General features: G+C 69.7%; 11 protein-coding genes. 4 read left to right on the forward strand and 7 right to left on the reverse strand.

Translation table 11 applies throughout. From position 1 onward, the window contains the following. Positions 1-2: 2 nt before the first annotated feature. Positions 3-923, reverse strand: a complete 921-nt coding sequence (locus OG219_RS17915; RefSeq protein ID WP_266827758.1) for an EamA family transporter — start codon at positions 921-923, stop codon at positions 3-5. 110 nt (positions 924-1,033) lie between these two features. Here OG219_RS17915 and OG219_RS17920 point away from each other — a divergent pair, with 110 nt between their 5' ends. From OG219_RS17920 to OG219_RS17930, 3 genes are all read left to right on the forward strand, one after another. Beyond that, a complete protein-coding gene (locus OG219_RS17920) occupies positions 1,034-1,951 on the forward strand; it encodes a LysR family transcriptional regulator (RefSeq protein WP_266827760.1) in 918 nt (305 codons plus the stop codon). Positions 1,952-2,393: 442 nt separating this feature from the next. Beyond that, complete coding sequence (locus OG219_RS17925) at positions 2,394-4,217, forward strand: glycoside hydrolase family 3 protein (protein WP_266827762.1); 1,824 nt, start codon at positions 2,394-2,396, stop codon at positions 4,215-4,217. A 120-nt stretch (positions 4,218-4,337) separates the two neighbouring features. Continuing rightward, on the forward strand, positions 4,338-5,039 hold the full coding sequence (locus OG219_RS17930) for a hypothetical protein (RefSeq protein ID WP_266827764.1): 702 nt from the start codon (positions 4,338-4,340) through the stop codon (positions 5,037-5,039). A gap of 64 nt (positions 5,040-5,103) precedes the next feature. Here OG219_RS17930 and OG219_RS17935 read toward each other — a convergent pair whose 3' ends face one another. The 5 genes from OG219_RS17935 to OG219_RS17955 all read right to left on the reverse strand — a co-directional run bounded on the left by OG219_RS17935 (position 5,104) and on the right by OG219_RS17955 (position 13,004). Further along, positions 5,104-6,552 carry a S28 family serine protease gene (locus OG219_RS17935; protein ID WP_266827766.1) on the reverse strand — a complete coding sequence of 483 codons (1,449 nt, stop codon included), beginning with the start codon at positions 6,550-6,552 and terminating at the stop codon, positions 5,104-5,106. 175 nt (positions 6,553-6,727) lie between these two features. Beyond that, the gene (locus tag OG219_RS17940) at positions 6,728-7,117 is read right to left on the reverse strand and encodes a hypothetical protein (protein WP_266827768.1); all 390 of its coding nucleotides are present in this window, start codon (positions 7,115-7,117) and stop codon (positions 6,728-6,730) included. Between the two features lie 89 nt (positions 7,118-7,206). Then, positions 7,207-10,926: an ABC transporter ATP-binding protein gene (locus OG219_RS17945; RefSeq protein WP_266827770.1), complete on the reverse strand. Its 3,720-nt coding sequence runs from the start codon at positions 10,924-10,926 to the stop codon at positions 7,207-7,209. A gap of 101 nt (positions 10,927-11,027) precedes the next feature. After that, entirely contained in the window at positions 11,028-12,068 is a 1,041-nt protein-coding gene (locus OG219_RS17950) for an esterase-like activity of phytase family protein (protein WP_266827772.1), read from the reverse strand. An 84-nt stretch (positions 12,069-12,152) separates the two neighbouring features. Next, positions 12,153-13,004, reverse strand: coding sequence for a serine hydrolase (locus OG219_RS17955; protein ID WP_266827774.1), 852 nt, complete (start codon positions 13,002-13,004; stop codon positions 12,153-12,155). A gap of 366 nt (positions 13,005-13,370) precedes the next feature. Between OG219_RS17955 and OG219_RS17960 the strand changes: the two genes are divergently transcribed. Further along, the gene (locus tag OG219_RS17960; protein WP_266827776.1) at positions 13,371-13,844 is read left to right on the forward strand and encodes a hypothetical protein; all 474 of its coding nucleotides are present in this window, start codon (positions 13,371-13,373) and stop codon (positions 13,842-13,844) included. 235 nt (positions 13,845-14,079) lie between these two features. On the opposite strand, the gene OG219_RS17965 is transcribed toward OG219_RS17960, so the two are convergent. Next, positions 14,080-14,535: a hypothetical protein gene (locus OG219_RS17965; RefSeq protein ID WP_266827778.1), complete on the reverse strand. Its 456-nt coding sequence runs from the start codon at positions 14,533-14,535 to the stop codon at positions 14,080-14,082. Between the last annotated feature and the right edge of the window lie 5 nt (positions 14,536-14,540).

The following is a 14,540-nucleotide window of genomic DNA, read 5'->3' on the forward strand; positions in this document are numbered from 1 at the left end:
GGTCATGCTGGCTCCTTGACCTGCCCCGGCGCTGGAGCGTCCGCCAAGTGGACCCTCGCGCTCCGGCTCTTCCCGGTCGCCAGCGAGGTCAGCCCCACCCCTCCCACCAGCAGTGCGGCCGCTCCCCACCGCAGCGGGCTGATCGACTCGCCCAGGAAGACCGCCGCGGACGACATCCCGAAGACCGGCACCAGGAGGGAGAAGGGGGCGACCGTGGACGCGGGGTGGCGGTGCAGCAGCCAGCCCCAGGCGCCGAAGCCGAAGACCGTCGTGATCCAGGCGACGTAGACCACGACACCCGCGCCCTGCCAGTCCAGGGCGCGCAGCGCGTCGAGGTCGCGGGACGGTCCCTCGGTGAGGAGGGAGAGCCCTAGCAGGGGCAGTACGGGGACGGTGCTGACCCAGACCATGAAGTTCAGCGCGTCCGGCGGGGACGCCTTGCGGGTGAGGACGTTGGACAGGCCCCAGCAGGCGGCGGCCGCGATGACCAGGGCGAAGGCGCCGAGCGGGCCGGCCGCTCCCTCGTCCACGGCGGCCAGGACCACCCCGCCGAGTGCCACCGCCATGCCCAACAGCCGTATGCCGGTGAGGCGTTCGCCGAGGAACGTGATGGCGATCAGTGCGGTGAACACCGCCTGGATCTGGAGTACGAGGGAGGACAGGCCGGCCGGCATGCCCGCGTCCATGCCGATGAAGAGCAGGCCGAACTTCGCGACGCCCAGCACCAGGCCCACCGCCACGATCCACTTCCACGCCACCTTCGGGCGGCCCACGAAGAAGACCGCGGGCAGGGCGGCCACCAGGAAGCGGAGGGCCGAGAAGAGAAGGGGCGGGAAGTGGTCGAGGCCGATCTCGATGACCGTGAAGTTCACGCCCCAGACGGCGGCGACGAGGACGGCGAGAGCGGTGTGGGTGGGTCTCATGGGTCGAGCATCGGGCTTGCGCACCGTGTAGCACCAGCGCGGATATCTGCATGGTCGGATGTAGCGATGCTTACGTAAGGTGGGTGCGTCGTCGCATCCCGGGAGGCCCCGTGCTCGATCTCCAACGCCTGCGCGCCCTGCACGCGGTCTCCGTCCACGGGACCGTCGGCGCCGCCGCGGCCGCGCTCGGGTACACGCCGTCCGCCGTCTCCCAGCAGATCGCGAAGCTGGAGCGGGAGACCAGGACCGTGCTTCTGGAACGGCAGGGGCGGGGCGTACGGCTCACCGAGCAGGCGCATCATCTGGCCGCCGCCGCGCAGGAGTTGCTGTCCATCGTGGAGCGCGCCGAGACCGAGCTGGAGGAGCGGCGTGGGCTGCCGGCGGGGCGGCTGACGGTGGCGGCGTTCGCTAGTGCGGCGCGGGGGCTGCTGCCTGGCGTGCTTGCGGATCTCGCGCGGCGGCATCCGGCGCTGGACACCCGGCTGACCGAGGTCGATCCGCATCTCTCCGTCGATCTGGTCGCCAAGGGGGCGGTGGACATGGCCGTCGCGCACGACTGGGACATCGCGCCGTTGCCCGCGCCCGAGGGGGTGGAGCAGGCGGTGATCGGGGACGACCTGTGCGATCTGCTGGTGCCGGCCGGGCATCCGTTCGCCGGGCAGGCGGCCGTGCGGCGGGAGGATCTTCAGGGGGAGCGGTGGATCTGTCAGCCGCCGGGGCGGGTGTGTCATGAGTGGCTGGTGCGGACGTTGCGGGGGGCGGGGTGTGAGCCGGAGATCGTGCATCAGGCCGATGAGAATCCGACGTTGGTTGCGCTTGTCGCGGCGGGGTTGGGGGTTGCGTTGATTCCTCGGCTCGGGCGGGGGGTGTTGCCCGAGGGGGTTGTGGAGGTGCCGCTCGATCCCATGCCTGTGCGGCGGTTGTACGCGTTGTGGCGCAGCGGGGCTTCTCGGCGGCCCGCTATCGCGGAGATGGTGCGGACCTTGCAGGGGCACTGGGCGTCCGTGTCCGAGCGGCGGTCCGGCTGAGGTTCTGATTGCCGGTTGCCCGGCGTGGGGGCTGGGGTCGGGGTGGGTCGCGCGGCCCGGCGCTTGCGGGGTGCCGCTGTGCCCACCCGTGCCGCCCCTAGCGGCACGCATGCCCACAGCGGGGGGTTGCCACAGTTGTCCCACCCGTCCCGACTTTCGGGCTTCCCCTGTAGTTGGGGAACCCGGACCCCGACCCCTCCGTCCAATCCGCACGCTGTCGGATGAGTCTCCGCAGAGCGGTGTCGGCATCGCTGCTGGCTGCGAAAGCTGACTTACCCTCTCCGCCGCCTGCGGCCGGCAGCACGCCGTCACCGGCGCGCCCCCCTCCAACAGCGCCGGTGACGGCCCCGCCGCGCGTCAGTGCGCACACCCTTGACTGGAAGAAACTTCCCGGATATTCGTGACTCCTCGGAAGTTTCCTTCATGAGGGAAGGAGCGCCACGTGCGCGACTCCAGCACGGGAAGCACGGCACGACCGTCCAGACGTACAGTTCTCGCCGCCACGGCGGGCGTCACCGCCGCCCTCGCCACCGGCACCAGCGCGTACGCCGGCCCGCACGACGACACCGAACTCCGCGCCCTCATCTCCGGCATGACGCTGGAGGAGAAGGTCGGCCAGCTCTTCGTGATGCGGGTGTACGGCCACTCGGCGACCGCGCCCGACCAGGCCGACATCGATGCCAACCTCAAGGAGATCGGCGTCAGGACGGCCGCCGAGCTGATCGCCAAGTACCGCGTCGGCGGGATCATCTACTTCGCCTGGGCGCACAACACCCGTGATCCGCACCAGATCGCGGGCCTTTCGAACGGGATCCAGCGGGCCTCCCTGGAACAGCCCCGAGGCCTGCCCGTCCTCATCTCCACCGACCAGGAACACGGGATAGTGGCACGGGTGGGCAAGCCCGCGACGCTGCTCCCGGGCGCGATGGCCCTGGGTGCGGGAGGATCGAGGGCGGACGCCCGCACGGCCGGCCGGATCGCCGGCGCCGAACTGCGCGCGCTCGGCATCCGCCAGGACTACGCCCCGGTCGCAGACGTGAACGTGAACCCGGCCAACCCGGTCATCGGCGTACGTTCCTTCGGTGCCGACCCGGACGCCGTGGCGGGTCTCGTCGCCGCCCAGGTGAAGGGGTATCAGGGCGCGGACGTCGCGGCCACGGCCAAGCACTTCCCGGGCCACGGGGACACCGCGGTGGACAGCCACTACGGCTTCCCGGTCATCACGCACAGCCGCGAACTGTGGGGGACCCTCGACGCCGCACCCTTCCGGGCCGCCATCCGCGCCGGCATCGACTCGATCATGACCGCGCACATCATGGTCCCTGCCCTGGACGACTCCGGTGACCCGGCCACGCTCTCGCCGGCGATCCTCACCGGCATCCTGCGCGGCGAACTCGGTTACGACGGGCTCGTGGTGACCGACTCGCTCGGCATGGAGGGCGTACGCACGAAGTACGGCGACGACCGCGTCCCCGTGCTGGCCCTCAAGGCAGGTGTCGACCAGCTCCTCAACCCGCCGTCCCTCGACATCGCCTGGAACGCCGTCCTCAAGGCCGTCCGCGACGGCGAGCTGACCGAGGCGCGCCTCGACGAGTCGATCCTGCGCGTCCTGCGCCTCAAGTCGAAGCTGGGGCTGCTCAGGAACCCGTACGTCACGGACGCCGGTGTCGACCGAGCCGTCGGCACGGCGGCACACCTCAGGGGCGCCGACCGGATCGCCGAGCGCACGACGACGCTGCTGGTCAACAAGGACGACCTGCTGCCGCTCTCCCGTCGCCACTCCCCCAAGGTGCTGGTCGTGGGCGCCGACCCGGCCTCCCCGTCCGGCAGCGACGGACCGCCCACCACCGTCCTGGCCAGGGCCCTCACCGAGCTGGGCTTCTCGGCGACGGCTCTGTCCACCGGGACGGCACCCTCGGCCGCGACGATCGCCCGCGCGGTCACGGCGGCCGGCGAGGCGGACGCGGTGGTCGTCGGGACGTACAACGTGTCGGCGACCAGCTCCCAGAAGACCCTGGTCGGCCAGCTCCTCGCCACGGGCGTCCCGGTCGTCGCGGTCGCCGTCCGCAACCCGTACGACGTGGCCCAACTCCCCGATGTTCCAGCCTACTTGGCGGCGTACTCCTGGACCGATGTCGAACTGCGGGCGGCGGCGCGGGTGATCGCGGGCCGCGCGGAGCCGCGGGGCGAGCTGCCGGTGCCGGTGCAGCGGGCGGACGATCCGACGCAGGTGCTGTACCCGATCGGGCACGGGTTGACGTATTAGACGTACGCCGCACACCCGGCGCACCCCACCCAAGTAGCGCAAAGCACCCCGTATGCCTGGCGTGGGCCGCTGTCGCGGGTCACGCTGGGCGGGGGTATCGGGGGGATTGCCATGCGAGCCATGCGGGGTGCACATATCGTGCTGGGCCGGAGCGCGCCGGGGCGGGGCGGGCTCCGCAGAAGCGCGCTGTGCCGCAGCGTGCTGGGCGCGCTGTCGGCCTGTGCGCTGGCGGTGTCGACGCTCACCGGCTGTGACGCACTGTCGACTTCCTCCGGGCCTTCGGAGCCTTCCGCGTCCGCATCCGCCGGAGGCACCGCGTCGGTCCGGCCCTCGGGCTACGGCGCCGTGTTCCTCGCGGTCGACGAGTGCAGCTCGTTCGGGACGACCAGCTTCACCGAGGTGCCGTGCACCAGCGAACGGGCGGCCGCCCGGGTCGTCGCCCGCTACGACGGCAAGGTGGCGGACGGCCCCTCCTGCCCCGCGAACACGGACTTCGTCCTGCACATCAGCGAGACGCGGCCCGCCTCGGACGAGGACGGCGACGGCGCGGTCCCGCAGGGCTACGCCTGTATGCGCAAGCTCGCGCCCCCGCACCCCGGCGACCCGGGCGGCGGCGGAGGCCCCCGCACCGTCGTCGGCGACTGCGTCTACAGCTCCGGCAGCGGCGAGGTCCGCGAGACCGCCTGCGACGGCAAGGGCGACAAACCCCCGGAGTACAAGGTGACTTCGGCGGTCGAGGACCGCTCGCAGTGCCCGCCCTCGACGGACCTGTACGTCCAGCTCGGAGGCGTCAAGCCGGTGGGCTGCGCCCGCCCGGTGTAGCGAAAGGGCGGGCGCAGCAAGGGAGTTGATGCCCGGGATTGAAGTTCAGCCCCGGGCCCGGGAGTTACGGCCGCAACGCGGGCTCGCGCTCCACATCCCGCTGGTCCAGCTTCGCGTCGAACTTGGCCAGCGGCTTCGCCGCCGCCGGGTCCGACTGGACCGCCGCCGAGGCGACGCCCGCCCACTCCAGGATGCGGGCCGTGGCGAGGGCCTTCTCGTCGGCGACGAGACCCGCGACGTTGGCGCCGTGGTTCAGGCCGGGTGCCGTGAAGACGTACGAGTCACGCGCGCCCTTGCCGAGACGGAAGCGCTCGGCGCCCCACGGGTCGTTCTGGCCGTAGACATACAGCATGTGGTTGGCGTTGTTCTTGACCCACGAGTCCACGTCACGCATCGCCGACGGCTGGAACTTCATGGCGATGTCCCGCGGCACGAAGTTCCGCGGCGGCTGGTAGCCGTAGCGGATCAGGCTCTTCTCGATGTGCGGGAACCCGATCGTGGGCGCGCCCAGCTGCGTACCCGCCTGGTAGTAGTACGGCGTGTACGGCTCCAGGCCCTGGTCCGTGTAGAAGGAGAACCCGGAGATCGTGTCGATGGAGGTCCAGATCTCCTCGTCCGTGGCGTTCGCCGCGTCCGCCGGGATCGTGTCGCAGTCGGCCAGCAGGCTGTACTGCCAGAAGCCCCAGACGTAGTCGAGGACGACCGCCTCGTACGCCCTGTCCAGGCTGCCGATCGTGGTGAAGGTGTACCCGTTCTCGGCCGCGTAGGCCGCGTACGTCTTCTCCAGCGGCTCACGGCGTACGAGCGCCTCGCGCTGCACGGCGTTGAGCTTGTCGCGGCACTCCTTGGTGCCGACGTTGGCGAAGAAGGTGTCGTACGCCGAGTCCTCGTTGTTCACCACGTCGTTGGGGGCGACGTACGCGACGACGCCGTCCATGTCACGCGGGTAGAAGCGCTCGTAGTACGTGGCGGTCATGCCGCCCTTCGAGCCGCCCGTGGAGACCCACTTCTTGTCGTAGATCGGCTTGAGGGCCTTGAAGATGCGGTGCTGGTCGCTGGCCGCCTGCCAGATGTCGAGCTTGGACCAGTCGGCCGGGTCGGGCCGGGACGGAGTGAAGAAGCGGTACTCCATCGAGATCTGGTTGCCGTCCACGATCTGGGTCGGCTCGCGGCGGCTGGGCGTCGTGGAGACGAAGTAGCCGCCGGTGTAGAAGACCGTCGGGCGGGCGGTGTCCTTGTGCAGCACGGTGATGCGCTGCTGGAACGTGCCCTTGGACGGGTGCCGGTGGTCGATCGGCTGGGTGTAGTTGAGGACGAAGAAGCGGTAGCCGGTGTACGGCTTCTCCTGGACCAGGCTCATCCCGGGTATCGCGAGAAGTCTGTCCAGTATGTCCGCACTGGTCGTGCTGGTGCCGGTGGTGGCCTCCGGCTGGGCGGCGGTGGCCGCCCCCGCCGTGCTCAACGTGCCTATGAGCACCGTGAGCGCCAGCAGCCATCTGAGCGCCTTGCGCATGCACCCTCCCCTGGAGTTACGCAGATGTCCGCCGGAACCTAGCGGAGCAACTCGCGTGACACCAGGGGTGATTGAGCAAACCCTGTGGGATTGCGGTGATTCGGCCGAGAAGGTGCCGGAGGGTGCTTCGGCAATGGTGCTCGAAGGTGATTCAGCAATGGTCCTGGAAGGTGCTTCAGCAGAGGATCCAGCCCGAACTGACCGACCCCCGGCCGACGGAGCCCGTGATCCACACGCAGCGCCGTCCCGCGTGCACCTTCGCCGGGCCCGCGTGGTGCGAGAACAGCCCCTCGTCCTTGTCCGGCCGGCCGCCGCGCGCCCGCACGCTGACGGACATCTGCTTCCGAGCTCCCTGCCTCTTCGGGAAGGTCACGGCGCAGACGTAGCCGCGGCTCTTGTAGACCCGTACGGTCCCGGTCGAGAAGGGCAGCTTGCGGACCTCGCGGCCCGAGCAGTACGACGCGGCCGCCACCGCGCTGCCAGGGCTCACCAGCGCGAGCAGCCCGGACACGGTGAGCACGGCCAGACCGAGCGCCACCCGTCGGCGCAGCGCACCACTGTCCACTGTCGTCCCTCCCGTACCGGCAGCCCATGAGCGTACTGGTGTACGGACGCACGAGGTACGTCGAATGGTTGCGCGAAGGCGGGCAAGGTTCAGGCCGGGCGGCCCACGGGCTCCCCGGGTTCGGCCGCCCCCACGAAGGTCCGCCACAGCTCGGCGTACTGACCGCCCCGCGCGAGCAGCTCCTCGTGGGTGCCGTCCTCGGCGACCCGCCCATGGGCCATCAGCACGACCCGGTCCGCGCGGGCCGCCGTGGTCAGGCGGTGGGCGACGACGAGGGTGGTACGGCGGCCGGCGATGCGGTCGGTGGCCTGGTTGACCAGTGCCTCCGTCGCCAGGTCCAGGGCGGCGGTGGCCTCGTCGAGGAGCAGGATGTCCGGGTCGACGAGTTCGGCGCGGGCCAGCGCGATCAGCTGGCGCTGTCCGGCGGAGAGGTTGCGGCCGCGCTCGGCGACCTCGTGGAGGTAGCCGCCGTCGAGGGTGGCGATCATGTCGTGCGCGCCGACCGCGCGTGCGGCGGCCTCCACCTGGGCGTCGGTCGCGTCGGGACGGCCGTACGCGATGGCGTCCCGGACCGTCCCCTGGAAGAGGTACGCCTCCTGCGGGACGACGCCGAGCCGGTGCCGGTAGGAGGTCAGGTCCAGCGACCTCAGGTCCGTGCCGTCGACCGTCACCCGCCCGCCGGTGGGGTCGTAGAAGCGCGCGACCAGCTTCACGAGCGTCGACTTGCCCGCGCCGGTCTCGCCGACGAAGGCGACGGTCTGCCCGGCGGGGATGCTCAACGACACGTCACTGAGGGCCTCTTCGTCGTCCCCGTACGCGAAGTCGACGTCTTCGAAAGCGATGTCGCCCCGCAGCGAGAGCACATCCAGCGGCTTGTCCGCGGCCTCGGTCGACGTCGGCTCCTGCAGCAGTTCCTGGATCCTGCCCAGCGACACCGTCGCCTGCTGGTAGCCGTCGAAGACCTGCGAGAGCTGCTGCACGGGCGCGAAGAACAGATCGATGTAGAGGAGGTACGCCACCAGCGCGCCCGTGGTGAGTGTCCCGGCGTCGACGCGGTGCGCGCCCACGACGAGCACCGCCGCCCCGGCCACCGACGCCAGCAGCTGTACGAAGGGGAAGTACACGGAGATCAGCCACTGCCCGCGGGTACGCGCCTGCCGGTAGCTGTCGCTGCCCTCCGTGAACCGCCTCACACCGGAACCCTCGCGCCGGAACGCCTGCAGGATCCGCAGCCCGGAGACCGACTCCTGAAGGTCGGCGTTGACCACCGACACCCGCTCGCGGGCGAGTTCGTACGCCTTCACGCTCGCCCGGCGGAAGAAGAACGTGCCGACGACCAGCACCGGCAGCGTCACGAAGACGACGAGCGCCAGCTGTACGTCGATCACGAGCAGCGCGGCCATGATGCCGAAGAAGGTGACGACGGCGACGAAGGCGGTGACGAGACCGGTCTGCAGGAACGTGGACAGCGCGTCGACGTCCGTCGTCATCCGGGTCATGATCCGCCCGGTCAACTCCCGCTCGTAGTAGTCGAGTCCGAGGCGCTGCAGCTGCGCGAAGATCTTCAGCCGGAGCGAGTACAGGACCCGCTCCCCGGTCCGTCCCGTCATCCGCGTCTCGCCGATCTGCGCCACCCACTGGACGAGCACGGTGATCAGCGCGAGCCCGGACGCCGCCCACACCGCACCGAGCGCGACCTCGGAGACACCCTGGTCGATGCCGTGCCGGATCAACACGGGCAGCAGCAGGCTCATACCGGCGTCGACGGCGACGAGCCCGAGGCTGATGAGCAGCGGCGCCCCGAAACCGCGCAGCAGCCGCCGCAGCCCGTACGAGTCCTCGGGCCTGACCGCTCGTGCCTCGTCGATGCCGGGGGTGTCGGTGGCCGGGGGCAACGCCTCGACCTGGGTGAGGAGTTCGGGGGTCGCAGGCATCCCGGCGAGCGCGTTGTCCTTGGGCTCGCGGTCGCCGGTCCACAGCCGTGGGGTGACCCCGCGCTCGGCGTCGAACTCGGCGTCCAGCTCGTCCCGTACGGAGGTGTCCTCCTGCGGCGCCACGGGCAGCGCGTGTCCCGGGGAGACGCCGCCCAGCTCGTCCGGGTCCGTCAGCAGCCGACGGTACAGCGGGGAGCGTTCCTGGAGTTCGTCGTGCGTGCCGATGTCCGCGAGGCGCCCGTCGTCGAGTACGGCGATGCGGTCGGCGAGGTTGAGGGTGGAGCGGCGGTGTGCGATGAGGAGGGTGGTGCGGCCCTCCATGACCTGGCTGAGCGCCTCATGGATCTCGTGCTCGACGCGGGCGTCCACGGCGGAGGTGGCGTCGTCGAGGACGAGCAGGCGCGGGTCGGTGAGGATGGCGCGGGCGAGGGCGACGCGCTGGCGCTGGCCGCCGGAGAGAGTGAGGCCGTGCTCGCCGACCTTGGTGTCGTAGCCGTGCGGCAGCTCGCTGATGAAACGGTCCGCCTGGGCGGCGCGGGCGGCGGTCGCGATCTCCTCGTCACTCGCCTCCGGGCGGCCGTACGCGATGTTGGAGCGGACGGTGTCGGAGAAGAGGAAGGAGTCCTCGGGGACGAGCCCGATCGCGGCCCGCAGCGACTCCGTGGTCAGCTCGCGCACATCGTGGCCGCCGACGAGAACGGCGCCGTGCGTCACGTCGTAGAAGCGGGGAAGCAGCAGCGAGACGGTCGACTTCCCGGACCCGGAGGAGCCGACGACGGCCAGCGTCTCGCCCGGCCGGATCTCGAAGCTCAGCCCGTCGAGAACCGGCCGCCCCTCCTCGTACCCGAAGGACACGTCGTCGAACTCGACGGTCGCGGGCGCGTCGGCGGGAAGGGTCTTCGTCCCGTCCTTGATCGACGGCTCGGTGTCGATCAGTTCGAGCACGCGCTCGGCACCGGCACGGGCCTGCTGCCCGACGGTCAGCACCACGGCGAGCATGCGCACCGGGCCGACCAGCTGCGAGAGGTACGAGGAGAACGCGACGAACGTGCCGAGCGTGACCTGTCCGCGCACCGCGAGCCAGCCGCCGAGCGCGAGCATCGCGACCTGCCCGAGGGCGGGGACGGCCTGGAGCGCCGGGGTGTACTTGGAGTTCAGCCGGATCGTCCGCAGCCGCCCCGCGAAGAGCCTGCGCCCGACCTCCCGGAGCTTCCCGGTCTCCTGCTCCTCCTGCCCGAAGCCCTTCACCACGCGTACGCCCCTGACGGCGCCGTCGACGACACCCGCGACGGCGGCGGCCTGGGCCTGCGCGTACCAGGTGGCGGGGTGCAGCCGGGAGCGGCTGCGCTTGGCGACGACCCACAGGGCGGGGGCGACGGCGAGCGCGACGAGGGTGAGCGGGAGGGACAGCCAGGCCATGATCCCGAGCGAGATCAGGAAGAGCAGCACGTTGCCGATGGTCATCGGCAGCATGAAGAGCAGGCCCTGGATCAGCTGGAGGTCGCTGGTGGCGCGCCCGACGACCTGCCCGGTGGACAGCTCGTCCTGGCGGCGGCCGTCGAGCCGGGTGATCGTCTCGTACATCTCGGTACGGAGGTCGTGCTGCACGTCGAGGGCGAGGCGGCCGCCGTAGTAGCGGCGGATGTAGGTGAGGACGTAGACGACGGCGGCGGCGCCGACCAGCGCGCCCGCCCAGGGGGCCATGTCCCTGGTGTGGCCCACGACCACGTCATCGATGATCACCTTGGTGATGAGCGGGACGAGCGCCATGATCGCCATGCCGCCCAGCGAGGAGCCGAGCGCCAGCACGACGTCCTTCGGGTGCCGCCACGCGTACCCGGCGAGTCGCCGTGCCCATCCCCCTTGCGCTGCCACGCGGGTGCCTTCCGTAGATCTCAGTCCGCCGGAAGGCACCAACGCTCAGCGAAGCGGATTTCATCCCTCCGCAACAATTCCTCTGCAACGAATGGGGGCCGCTACGGCAGCCGTACGCGCAGGGAGTAGAAGCGGGTGATCTGGGCCGCGTTCTGGTTGTCGTCGCTGACCAGGAGGAGGTTCAGGCGGCCCTTGGCGCGTCCGGTGATCGTCAGGCCCTCGATGTTGTCGAGGAGGGGGTTGGGCTGGGGCTGCTTGGCCGTTGCACCCAGTGACGGGCAGTTCACCAGATCGGCGAGCAGGGTCTTCTTCACCAGGCGTACGCCGTCCTGGCCGGTCAGCGCGTCGGCCCCGCTGGTGTCCGTGGCGTGCCGCAGGTCGGCCAGGTAGAGGCGGACGGTGTTGCCGACCCCCGCGGTGAAGCCGCGCTCCAGGACGAGGAGGCGGCCGTCGGGGGTGGCGGTGGCCTCGGAGACACCGAGGCCGGTGTCGGTGCGGTAGCCGTACTGGGCCCCGAGGCGGAAGGTCCCCTTGTTCCGGTCCCAGGTCTGGAAGCGGACGATCTCCTTGCTGTCGCCGCTGATGCTGTTCTCCATCGTGGCGAGGAGGGTGCGGCCGCCCGGCAGCAGGGTCAGGCCCTCGAAGGTCTGGTTCGCGGTGGCGCGGCCAGCGGGGGCGACCTTTAGCGCGTCCGGTACGGGGAGACGGCCGAGGATCTTGCCGTCGCGGGAGTAGCGGCGTACGGAGGGCTCGGTCTCGGAGGAGATCAGCCGCGTGCCGTCGCGGTCGACGACCAGGCCCTCGGAGTCGAGCGCGGCACCGTTCTCGTCGGCGAGCGGGACGACGCCGGTGGGCTGGAGGGTCTTCGCGTCGAGGGTGAAGAGCGAGGAGCGGTCGGATACGGCGGCGATCTGGCCCTTGCGGTCCACGGCGAGCGCGGAGAAGTTGCCGACGAAGGTGCCCTCGTACGTCGTCTTGTCGAGCGCGTCGGAGAAGCCGTCGATGGCGACGGAGGGTGAGCAGGCGTTGGCGTTGGTGCCGGTGCTGCTGCTCGAAGCGGCGGTGGCGGGCCCGGCGGCGGTCAGGGTGGTGGCCGCCGCCAGGCCGGCGGTGACGGTGGCGAGTACGGTTCGCAGGCGCATGGCGACACGGTAGGCGGCTGCTGGTTTAGGGCAGGCGTACTGGTCGTGAATTCCAGGGAGTTGGGTCCTCCCTGGAGGCGTCGCTCAGCTCGCCGCCAGGTCCTTGTGGATGACCTTGGCCACGGCCTGGATGGTGTTGATGCCGTACTGCATGGTGCTGTTGCCGTGGGTGAGCACGGTGATCGTGTAGTCGTGGCCGCCGCCCTTGAAGGTGCCGACGCTGTGCACCCGCCAGCCGTGCGTGGCCCGCGACAGCCAGCCGTTCTTGACGTGCACGGCGACACCGGAGGGCACCCCCGCCGGCGTACCCCAGCGCTGGGAGGAGATGACCTGGCCCATCAGCTTGAGGATGTACGCGCGGGCGTTGTCGCTCAGGACCGAGTTCTTCGCGGTGGTGAGCGCGAGCAGCTTCTGCTCGTCGCGCACGGTGATCTGGGTCAGGCCCCAGTAGCCGTTGGCGCCCGGCTTGGTCTGGGTCATCCCGGCGGCGGTGAGGAAGCCCTTGATCTTCGTCAGGCCGAGCTGCCTCCACAGCGTGCTGGTCGAGGCGTTGTCCGACTTGGTGATCATGGCCTTGGCGAGGTCGGCCTCGCGCTGCGTGAGGTAGCGGTTGTGCTTCTTTGCGTCCCACAGCAGCGTGGCGAGGACGGTGACCTTGACGACGCTGGCCGAGTCGTACGCGCTGGACGATCTGAGCGAGCAGGTCGTCTTCGTACTGCGGTCGTAGAGGCCGACCGCGACGGTGCCGGTGCGGTTCGCGAGCGCCGTGGTGATGTCCCTCTGGAGCTTCGCGGCCAGCCCCGCTTTCGCAGAGGTACAGCTGACCTGCGGCGTGGCCGCGGCAGCGGGCGCCGCGGCGGCCACCAGCGGTATGAGCATCCCGGCGCCGATACCCGCGCCGAGCACGCGGGCGCGCCGCGATATGCGGTGAGTCATGAAGGCTTCCCGTCCCCTTGGGTGGATACGAGCGCACCCCCGGCACGCTCGCCCCCTATGACTCACCTGTGTGGGCGAATGGTTGTACGGCTGGGGAAAATCTGTGCGGACCGTTAGGTGCCGTGCGCCTGGAAGGCCGTCGGCGACGGGAAGCCCGCGCAGTTCCCCCTGACTACAGCGCACAACTTTCCCTGCACAGGGAGGAGAAGGAGGCGGGCTACTCAACTTCGGGAGTCACACATCGCTGTTGGGGAAGATCAATATCGGTGAGAACTGAAGTCGCTCACGCATACGAGTGCTCGTACCGGCGTGTAGGGGGCAGGTCCGTAGAGTGGACTCATCGACAAGGCGGTAGGGGCAGAGGCTGTGGAAATCACCGTCCAGTGGATCCGGACGACCTGGACGAAGGAGTCTCGGGGCGGAGATGCTGCGGCTCGAAGGAGCGCGGCCCCGGTCGGGTTCGCTCTCCCGCATGAGGCGGCTCCCCTCGCGCATGTCATCCGGATGCATGAGCGCGACGGCTTCGAGCCGTATGACAACCGGGAAGTCCTGAGCAAGGTCGATGTCCAGCTCCGTGAAGCAGATGATCGACTGCGGGTATTTCCCCGAGTGCAGCCGCTGTTTGCCCTGCCGCCTCGGAAGCGGCGACCACCGGCTGTCCGGCTCGTCCCTGGCCAATGGGTCCGCTGGCAGCTCAACTACCGTTTCAGCAGTGCACTGGGGATTCGTGGCTGGACGTACTGGCTGGACACGTTCAACATCGCATACGGCCCAGCGAGTGCCGATGTGTTCTTGTCCGCACCCACCGTGTTCATCGATGAGCGCGGACCACTCAGGTAGTTCGAGTGGACGCGGCCATCCGATGGATCGCTCGGCCTGGGCTTTGGTTTGGGCGAGTCGTAATCGTCGCCCTATTTTCGAATCCCGCCAGATAGCGCCTGGTGGAGTGACTCAAATGGTTCAGCAAGATGGGGCTCCAGGTTCGCCATTGCCCTATCCGCCCGCGGCCCCACCGGAACAAGTTCGATGGGGCCGCTCGGGTTTCATACTTCGGCACTCACCTACGCACTCAAGGTCATCTCTGGATGGGCGGCGAGTATGTGAAAAGTGCCGGCATGGACGGATGATCGGTTCCTTCCATGGTCATCCGGACCTCTTTCCCACAGGTGTCGCCGAGCCACTTCATGAAGCGTTCCAGCATTCCGAAGGATGCCTCGTCGACCACATCTACCGGATCAAAGGTGAACTCGATCTCCTCCACCTCGAAGAAGTAGCAGGTGAACCAGATGCCGTCGGCCTGAATCGCCAGCGTGGCCGACTCTTCACTGTCCAGAGCAAGCTCCTCGAACAGTTCACGCGCACTGCCCGGGAGTTCGGAGGGTTCCCGGGAATACGTGGTGGAAAAAAAGACGGGCCACTTCAGCAGCGAGAGGGAGGAGAGAAGCCGCTGCCAATCCGCGAGGTCGGCGTCAAGAATGCACAGATCCCTGAACGATCCATCGGCCACGAAGAATTCCTGCGGATAACCCATCGGGC

It is taken from the genome of Streptomyces sp. NBC_00038 (genome assembly GCF_026343635.1).
Lineage (GTDB): Bacteria > Actinomycetota > Actinomycetes > Streptomycetales > Streptomycetaceae > Streptomyces.

Excerpts from the sequence above, each read along its gene's own strand:
- OG219_RS17915 (WP_266827758.1), bottom strand. The coding sequence starts at position 923 with ATGAGACCCACCCACACCGCTCTCGCCGTCCTCGTCGCCGCCGTCTGG.
- OG219_RS17930 (WP_266827764.1), top strand. The coding sequence starts at position 4,338 with ATGCGGGGTGCACATATCGTGCTGGGCCGGAGCGCGCCGGGGCGGGGC.
- OG219_RS17935 (WP_266827766.1), bottom strand. The coding sequence starts at position 6,552 with ATGCGCAAGGCGCTCAGATGGCTGCTGGCGCTCACGGTGCTCATAGGC.
- OG219_RS17950 (WP_266827772.1), bottom strand. The coding sequence starts at position 12,068 with ATGCGCCTGCGAACCGTACTCGCCACCGTCACCGCCGGCCTGGCGGCG.
- OG219_RS17955 (WP_266827774.1), bottom strand. The coding sequence starts at position 13,004 with ATGACTCACCGCATATCGCGGCGCGCCCGCGTGCTCGGCGCGGGTATC.
- OG219_RS17965 (WP_266827778.1), bottom strand. The coding sequence starts at position 14,535 with ATGGGTTATCCGCAGGAATTCTTCGTGGCCGATGGATCGTTCAGGGAT.